The sequence below is a fragment of the Patescibacteria group bacterium genome, from assembly GCA_040753135.1.
In the GTDB taxonomy this organism is placed as follows: Bacteria; Patescibacteriota; Minisyncoccia; order UBA6257; family Brennerbacteraceae; genus JBFMGR01.
The window spans coordinates 1-7,465 of the sequence record JBFMGR010000013.1; the positions used below are offsets into that span (position 1 = coordinate 1).

The following is a 7,465-nucleotide window of genomic DNA, read 5'->3' on the forward strand; positions in this document are numbered from 1 at the left end:
AGGGTTGTTGTCCCATTTCATAGTAATATGAAATTAGTATCGGCTTATAACGGTGGATTGAAGACGGTCTTTCCATTCAAAGAATGGTTTTAGGTCTTCAAAATACCGTGGGAAGTCAGAGGGAAAGAAATGAAAAATTATGAAGCTCACTAAACAAGAAAGGGCCGCTTTAATGGGTATGGTTTTGGGCGACGGTTATCTTCAGAAAGTTGGCAAAAGAAACGCTCGATTGCGCTTGGAACATAGTTTTAAACAGCGTGATTATCTTGAGTGGAAAACTGAATTACTGCCGAAATTGTTTCAAGGGAAACCTAAAATGTTAAAGCGAGTTCATCCGATTACGCACAAAACCTATTCGTATGTGCGGCATCAATCAAATTCTTCACCAGATCTTGGCAAATTGCGCCAAATTTTTTATCCCGAAGGGAAAAAACATTTGCCTGAAAATTTGGAGCATTGGTTGATTTCAGCGCTGACATTAGCAATTTGGTATCTTGATGACGGCTATTATTATCCAAGGGATAATTGCAGTTATCTTTACTTAGGCAGAGTTTCCCATCAAGAAGCAATTATTGTCCAGAGAGCAATTCTAAAAAAATTTGGTTTGACTGTTAAGGTTTTAGACAAAAAGCAAAAAGGTTTTGTTCTTTATTTTTCTACTAAAGAAACAGAAAGTTTAGTTAAGTTAATTAAACAGTTTATTATGCCCCAGATGGCATATAAAATTCCCTCTTGACCCCGTAACGACTTGCCCTGGATAGGGCAGAGTTAGTCGCTCAAAGCGATTAGCTAAAACGCCGACCCCGACCAGTGCGTCTCACTTTCGTGAGGACGTAAAATTACGCGTCGCGAGAGCGAGGCGCATTGATATGGGTGAAGATATAGTCTAATTAGTTTTATTTGGTAAAACTTATTGAACAGGCTGGTCTGGTCCGAGAGTCCATATCGACGACCAGGTTCGGCACCTCGATGTCGGCTCATCACATCCTGGGGCTGGAGAAAACATAACTTCTCTCCCCAAGGGAAACCTTGGGGTAATAAACAGGCCCAAAACGGTAGAGGCTAATCATTGACCTGCATTTGCAGGTCCCAGGTGGTATAATTATCACAATGAACGCTAATGCCGTAGGAAAAACGTGTGCTGAAGCTGATCGAGCTTATCTTGCTGGTCTTATTGATGGCGATGGCTGTATTATGGCTACCATCGAGAAGCACAGTGAGAAAAAATTTGGTTTTCGCGTACGGGTGACAGTTAAAATTACACAAAAAGAATCTCGTCTGGTTTATTTTCTGGCACAACAATTTCGCATCGGAAAAATCAGATACAATAGAATAACACACGATTGGATAATCAGAGATAAGAGCGAGGTTCTTAAGATTTTAACCATGATTGAACCGTACGCAAAAGCAAAGTTAAAACAGATTGTCATAGCCAAGAAGATACTAAAGTCTTCTGATGCGACGCGATTTGGTTTAATGAAAATGGCTCGGTTGGCTGATACATTGTCAAAGTTTAATGTACGTTCAAAAGAACGTCGGAAAAACTTTGCGGCAATGATCAAGGCGCAAGTTTCCTCTAACGACTGATTCCCGGTTTTTTGAGACCGAGGATGAGATATGTCCGCTTTAGGCGGAGTATCATACGGCTTGCACCTACAGTTTATTCTGGTGACAGAGTAAATATGGTGAAGGAATAGTCTGATCCTCGCGGAAACGCGAGATAACAAATAAATGAGGTCCCAAGGGTTGGACTGTTCGTCCATTAAAGTGATACGCGAGCTGGGTTCAGACCGTTTAGGTCGGGAGATAAATTAAAATCTCATGATTTAAACAGTCTGAATCCAGAAAAAAGAGATCGAAAACGGCGGCTCTTGGTAGTAATACCAAGAAGTAAAGTCAACTCATATCGGTGGAGTCTTAACATAGTTGGAATACTAACCTGTCGTGTGTTAGGATAATACCGAGGGAAGTTGTGTATGGTTATTTCGTCAACCAAAAGCGCTTATTTAGCCGGGTTTCTTGACGGTGATGGCAGTATTTATGTTCGCTTGAAACCAAGCAAAGAATATCGATACGGCTATCAAATTGCCCCGTACGTTGTTTTCTTCCAATCCGCAAAATATCAAAAAGATTTTCAAAACATCTGCAACTTGATGAAAATCGGTTATTTGCGAGAGAGAAATGACGGTATTGTTGAATATATTATTGGTAGAGAGGAAAACATCAAAGAATTGTTAAAAAACATTAAACCGTTCTTGATTTTGAAAAAGAAACAAGCAAGTTTAATGCTTAAAATTCTTAAAAAGAAATCCAAGATAAAAGATAGAAGCGATTTTGAAAAACTTGTTTCTCTGGTTGAAGAATTCAGATTTCTGAATTATTCAAAAAAGAGAAAGCCATATATTAACCCCGTAGAGACTAAACGTTGACCATCCCATACTGCGGGATGAAGGTATAGTCCGTACAATAATTAAATTGTATGCGTGAGACAGGTCGGTCTCTATCTGCCGTGGGCGCGGGATACTTGAGAGAAGCTGCTCCTAGTAAAATTTTGCTACTTCCCGCAGTAATGCGGGATGACAAACCGGCTCATAACGGTGAAGCCTTAATTTGTTCCGTTTCGTTGATAGCTGTGATTGCTTTGGTCTAGCAATCATAGTACAATTTACTTGAGGACCGGAATTTGATTAAGGTAATACCGTGGGAAGTCGCCTTGAGTTTATCGAAGGGTTGACCCCGTAACGACTGATTCCGAAAGGATGAGAGCTTGACCGAAAGGTTGAGCTAAAACGCCGGCCCCGACCAGTGCGTCTCACTTTCGTGAGGACGTAAAATTACGCGTCGCGAGAGCGAGGCGCATTGATATGGGTGAAGGTATAGTCTGCGCCATTAGTGATAATGGAATACGTGACGAGAGGACCGGAGTGGACGTACCTCTGGTGTACCAGCTTTCCTGCCAAGGGAACTGCTGGGTAGCTATGTGCGGATGGGATAAGAGCTGAAAGCATCTAAGCACGAAGCCCTTCTCAAGATGAGGTATCCAATGAGATCACTGGGAGACTACCAGTTGAGTCTGTTGCTCTGCAACGGGAATATCAAATTTCTAATTACTAATTTCCAATGAAACTTTCTAAAATTCTAAAAATTTGGAATTAGAAATTGGTTATTGGTAATTCCGTCGCAGAGCGACGGTTATAGGCGCTAGGTGTAAGATCCGTAAGGATTTCAGCCAAGGCGTACTAATTGATCCAACTGCGAATACCAACTTAGATCTAAAAGACGAATATCCGGATAGTAAATTTTTAACAAAACTTCGTTTTAGGAAAAGTTAAAAATTACTACCAGATTAACTTGATAATTGATTTTTTTATTGTTTAAATAAATTTGGCCGGTGACCATAGCTTATTGTGTCCCACCTGATTCCATTCCGAACTCAGCCGTGAAACCAATAAGCGCCGATGATACTCCCTTGGGGGAAAGTAGGTATTGCCGGCCATTTTTTATTTCTGCTGGACTAGAGTTATGATAAAATGTTTTTAATGAGCAACAAAATTGTTTACCAAGTTCAGAACAAGCCGAATTTGAAAGAACTGGAGCGCTTATTTGTTGCTGCCTTTAGCCAGAGTCCTGATTCAGATAAATTTACTCCAGAAACTGATCAAATTCTTAAAGAATGGCTTGATTTGAAAGAGCTTAAAAAATATCTCCCCTACGGAACTTTAATTGAAGCGAGGTGCCAAAAGCAATTAGTTGGTGCGGTTTTTATTGCCAAGCAGAATCCGATTACCTGGCCAGATGGCAGAAAAGCAGAAGGGTTTATTCTGGCGGTTTTACCCAAGTTTCGTAATCGGGGTATAGGCAAGCGATTAATAAAAATGCAAGAGATTGAGGCAAAAAAGTTTGGCGCGAAAAAGATAGTTATCAACACCCATGTTTTGTTAAAAGCAAATCAGAAATTGTTTCAGAGAATGGGTTATAAAAAAATTGGGATTTTGAAAGATTATTATGATAATGGCGATGCGGTGTTTTTTAGTAAAGATTTATAAAATTTATGAAACTAACCAGGCAGCACATTTTAGCTTTTTTAAAGACAAATAAGTTAATGCAGGTAGCAACAGCCGGAGATTTCCCCTGGATTGCTACGGTTTATTATTCTTTTGACAAAAGATTAAACCTCTATTTCTTAAGCAGTGAAAAAACTTTGCACAGCAAGCAAATTAAGCAGAATCCAAAAGTCAGTGTCGCGATTGCTGATTCGCGTCAGGATATAAAAAAGCCCAAGAAGGGTCTGCAGTTATACGGTTTATGCAAGGAAATCTCCGGAGCTGGGAAAATAAAACATGCCTTATCTTTATGGAAAGAATTTTTAAGCGTTGATGATCCGGAGCTAAGTTATGAGAATCTAAGAAAAGGTTTGACCGGCAAGATTTATAAGATTACTCCAAAAAGAATCAAGCTTTTTGACCAAGAACTGTTTAAGGACGTTGATGATGGAGAAGAGCCGGTGCTAGAACTATAGAACCCGGAAAACAGAAAACAGAAGCTTAAAAAACTATTCTCAAATTCTTAAGAATTTGAGAATAGTTTTTTAATTGCCCATAGCCCCTTTTTGAGTTAAAATTGATTTTATGAAGCGTTTTTTAAAACAGTTTGTTATTGCGGCAATTTACTTACTGATTTTTTCCGGAATCGGGCTTTTAGCTTGGAACATTTTTTATACCCCAACTTGTTTTGACGGCATAAAAAATCAAGGCGAAGAAGAAGTTGACTGCGGCGGGCCGTGCCAGTCTTGCGAGATTAAGACCCTATCTTATCCAATTGTCTTAAGAAAGTTTTTTCTGCTTGACCCAGAAGGCAATGCTTTTGACGCGGCAATTCAGCTGAAAAACCCAAATCTGAACTGGGGCTTAAAGTCTTTTGATTACCAGATCGATTTTAAAGACGTTTCGGGTTATGTTCTGCCCGGATCTTTGTATGGCAAATCGTTTTTAATGCCTAATGCTGGTCAATGGTTAATGGAAACCGCCAAATTTGCTCCGGCTGAAACCAGAGAGATAGAATTGAAGATTAATACTTCAACAATAGAGTGGAGCAAAATCAGGCCTTATGTGGCAGAGAACGAGTTTGTTATCAGGGACCAGCAGTTTAAACTTTTGTCGCCGCCAGCTTCTGGTTATGCGGAAGCAACCGGGGCGATTGAGAACAAATCGTCTTTTAATGTTAATGATGTTGAGATTCAGGCAGTGCTTTATGACAAAGACAAGCGGCTTATTAGTTTTGGCCGGACAACGATTTTTTCTCTGCGTCAGGGTGAGGTTCGGGAATTCAGGATTTTCTGGCCAAAGAAGTTTGTTAACCGCAATCCAGTTGCCGGTTTAGATATTCTTGCCAATATCAACTTTTTGGCTGACGAAAGTTTTTTGCAGCGATACCAATATTAGCCATTAGCGACTCGAAAAACTCGAATTTCACCCGAATGACGTGAAGGATAATAAAGTTAAAGGTTTAAATAAATATGGGACTTAATAAAAATTTTAACGGGGCTGAAAAAGATTCTTCCGAAGAGGCACAAATAGATGCAATAATTTTACAAGTTGAGCAAGATATAAAGCGCTTAGAAGAAGAGATAGCAAAGGCGGAAGCAGAACTGGCTGTAAATCAAAAGATCAAAAAAGTTTTGGATGTTTTAAAAAGTGACAAAATTGACAATCCTGATGGTTTGCGTGCGTTGATTAAGGAAATAGATTCAGAGATCGAGAAATTGGGAATGGCTCAAGAAGTGGATTTTTGGCCGGAGCTGGAAAAAGAAGTTGAGAGTCTGCTTGAGAATTATAGATTATGACATTTAATTTTTGAATTTCTCTATATGCTGATTAAAAAACTTGATTGGTGGCTTTTGGGTTCAGTTGCGGTTTTGTTAGTTTTGAGTTTGGCGATTCTTTATTCTTTGGGTACGACTAAAACAGAAAATTTGACTTGGTTTTATCGTCAGGCAGTTTGGATTGTCGTTGGTTTAGCCGGCTGTATTTTTTTGAGCCTAATGGACTTTCGGGGCTTTAGCACCTCACCCTTTATAATTTTGATTTTATATTTTTTTGTTATTGTTTTGTTAATCAGTGTTTTGGTTTTTGGCAAGACCATCTCTGGCAACCGAGCTTGGTTTGCGATTGGGCCGTTTACCTTCCAGCCGGTTGAGTTTGCCAAACTGGTTTTAATTTTATTTTTGGCCGGATATTTTTCAGAAAAAAACATTGAGATTTGGCGGATTAGGCACATCTTTATTTCTGGAGCAGCGCTTTTTGGGATTTTGGGCTTGGTTTTACTCCAGCCGGACTGGGGTTCTGGCTTGGTTTTGGCAGGTATTTGGTTTTTGATGTTGTTAGTCAGCGGCGCCAGGACTAAACAAGTTTTACTTATAATTCTCTCATTCATAATTCTTGTTTTAATCAGTTGGCAATGGTTTTTTACTGAAAATCAACAGCAGAGAATCACTGGTTTTTTATTCCCCCAACAAGATCCTTACGGCGTTTCTTATAGCCAGAGACAGGCTTTGATTGCCTTAGGTTCAGGCGGTCTCTGGGGGAAGGGTTTGGGCAGAGGCACTCAAACCCAATTAGGGTTTTTGCCCGCTTCGCGAACTGATTTTATTTTTTCCAGCATTGGCGAGGAGCTTGGTTTTTTGGGCGTTTCCGCGGTCTTGGTTAGTTTGGGAATAATTTTCTGGCGGTTAATCTTATTGGGTTTGTCAGGAATGAACAATTATGTTAAATTGTTTTCTCTTGGCTATCTGGCTTGGCTTTTTGTTGAAACCGTAATTCATCTCGGAATGAACTTAGGGTTTTTGCCGGTAATTGGCATAGGTTTGCCATTTGTCAGTTACGGCGGCTCGCATTTGCTGGCACTGTTTATAGGTTTGGGGATAATTAACAGTATCCAGATCTACGGCAAGTAGCTGTTCTGTGATAGAATTTAGAACAATCATTTGAATTTTCAATTTTTCTGGCTTCACCCAATCTTGTTGTAGTCACGCTAGATCTCGCATAGCGAGATAAAGAGAAACACTGGATTTTTTCACCAGAGGCGGACCGTCCCCGGTGAGCAATATTTTAATTTTCAAACTTTTAGAAATTGGTTCATTGGGATTTGATTGGAAATTGAAAATTGGTAATTGAGAATTATTTCAACATGGTTAAAACTTCAATTTTAACTGAACAGGAATCAGCCGAGTTTTTGAAAAAAGAAAAGCTTGGCTTGGGTTTAATTTTGTTTTTTTGCCTTATCCCGCTTTTTATCTGGGGGTCTTTTATTGTCCGGGCGTTTTATCTTTCTTTAGAAGTCCAGGAAACAAAAGTGGTGATTAAAGAAAACAGCGGCTTTTTAGAGGTTAGCAGAACATTAAAAGAAAATGGAATAATCTCTAATTCAAATATTTTTAACCTCTACCTGATCGCAAGCGGCAAATTCA

The 7,465-nt window shown here is 39.5% G+C and carries 9 protein-coding genes, 1 rRNA gene and 1 other annotated feature; all 10 genes read left to right on the forward strand.

Going from position 1 to position 7,465, the window contains the following annotated elements; genetic code table 11:
* Positions 1–139: 139 nt before the first annotated feature.
* Positions 140–736 carry a hypothetical protein gene (locus AB1721_03200; protein MEW5805700.1) on the forward strand — a complete coding sequence of 199 codons (597 nt, stop codon included), beginning with the start codon at positions 140–142 and terminating at the stop codon, positions 734–736.
* A 374-nt stretch (positions 737–1,110) separates the two neighbouring features.
* Positions 1,111–1,587, forward strand: a complete 477-nt coding sequence (locus tag AB1721_03205; protein ID MEW5805701.1) for an LAGLIDADG family homing endonuclease — start codon at positions 1,111–1,113, stop codon at positions 1,585–1,587.
* A 389-nt stretch (positions 1,588–1,976) separates the two neighbouring features.
* Entirely contained in the window at positions 1,977–2,429 is a 453-nt protein-coding gene (locus tag AB1721_03210) for an LAGLIDADG family homing endonuclease (GenBank protein ID MEW5805702.1), read from the forward strand.
* 85 nt (positions 2,430–2,514) lie between these two features.
* Positions 2,515–3,251 (forward strand) — a sequence feature (23S ribosomal RNA rRNA prediction is too short).
* 136 nt (positions 3,252–3,387) lie between these two features.
* A 5S ribosomal RNA gene (rrf, locus tag AB1721_03215) occupies positions 3,388–3,495 on the forward strand.
* 44 nt (positions 3,496–3,539) lie between these two features.
* Positions 3,540–4,046: an N-acetyltransferase gene (locus AB1721_03220; protein ID MEW5805703.1), complete on the forward strand. Its 507-nt coding sequence runs from the start codon at positions 3,540–3,542 to the stop codon at positions 4,044–4,046.
* Between the two features lie 5 nt (positions 4,047–4,051).
* Positions 4,052–4,519: a pyridoxamine 5'-phosphate oxidase family protein gene (locus tag AB1721_03225; protein MEW5805704.1), complete on the forward strand. Its 468-nt coding sequence runs from the start codon at positions 4,052–4,054 to the stop codon at positions 4,517–4,519.
* Positions 4,520–4,628: 109 nt separating this feature from the next.
* Positions 4,629–5,441, forward strand: coding sequence for an FxLYD domain-containing protein (locus tag AB1721_03230; GenBank protein MEW5805705.1), 813 nt, complete (start codon positions 4,629–4,631; stop codon positions 5,439–5,441).
* Between the two features lie 74 nt (positions 5,442–5,515).
* Positions 5,516–5,842: a hypothetical protein gene (locus AB1721_03235; protein MEW5805706.1), complete on the forward strand. Its 327-nt coding sequence runs from the start codon at positions 5,516–5,518 to the stop codon at positions 5,840–5,842.
* Positions 5,843–5,866: 24 nt separating this feature from the next.
* Entirely contained in the window at positions 5,867–6,952 is a 1,086-nt protein-coding gene (locus AB1721_03240; GenBank protein ID MEW5805707.1) for an FtsW/RodA/SpoVE family cell cycle protein, read from the forward strand.
* Between the two features lie 233 nt (positions 6,953–7,185).
* On the forward strand, positions 7,186–7,465 hold a 280-nt coding region (locus tag AB1721_03245), incomplete at its 3' end, for a hypothetical protein (GenBank protein MEW5805708.1).